At 41.5% G+C, this 788-nt stretch carries 1 protein-coding gene; it reads left to right on the forward strand.

Annotation, left to right across the window (positions count from 1 at the left end; genetic code table 11):
• Nucleotides 1–164 precede the first annotated feature (164 nt).
• On the forward strand, nucleotides 165–788 hold a 624-nt coding region (locus tag ACS8FC_RS16605; protein WP_439297589.1), incomplete at its 3' end, for an acyl-CoA dehydrogenase family protein.

The following is a 788-nucleotide window of genomic DNA, read 5'->3' on the forward strand; positions in this document are numbered from 1 at the left end:
TGTTATTCACTTATATCAATATAATTTTATATATATTCATATTACTGGTTGTATAGCGGTCATCTGTTAGTTATCCTTTATACAAGCATTGTTATTCTCAAATCTGTGCTTTATCAGCTTTAAATCATATCAACGTTTTATTCATTATAATAAGGTTGAGCCATATGAACGACATATCTTTAGCAGGGACAACGAACACCCTACCATCTAATGCAGCCAATGAGATTTCTAAGTTAGCAATCCTATCTAGAGAAGAGACAGAAAATACTAGAAAGGTTGCGCCAGCCGTGGTCAAGAAGCTTTCTGAGCTATCTTTTTTTAGAATGGGGCTACCAAAGTCTTTAGGGGGATGGGAAGGGAATCCCGTAGAAACTCTAAAAGCTTATGAGACGTTAGCAAGCGCTGAGGCCTCGGTTGCTTGGATCGTTTGGAACAACCATTTGGCCTGTACGTTCGGTCGATTTTTGGACGAGTCCAGTATGAAAGAGGTATACAGCGACCCCTCTCATATTTATGCCAATTCTGCCCGCCCCGAGGGTGTGGCGCACACAGTTGATGAGGGATACTTGGTATCTGGGCAATGGACGCTTGTATCTGGGTGTCAGCTGGCAGATTGGTTTGTATTACGTTGCTTAGTCATTTCAGAAGGTTCGCCTACCAGCCTAGGACCGGACGCAAATTTGAAACTATTTTTTATTCCAAAAGAAGATGTACAAGTCATTGATACTTGGCATGTAGGTGGCTTAAACGGTACAGGTAGCCACGATATCGTCATAAAAAAGGCATTG

The organism is Psychrobacter sp. 1Y4, from assembly GCF_051847555.1.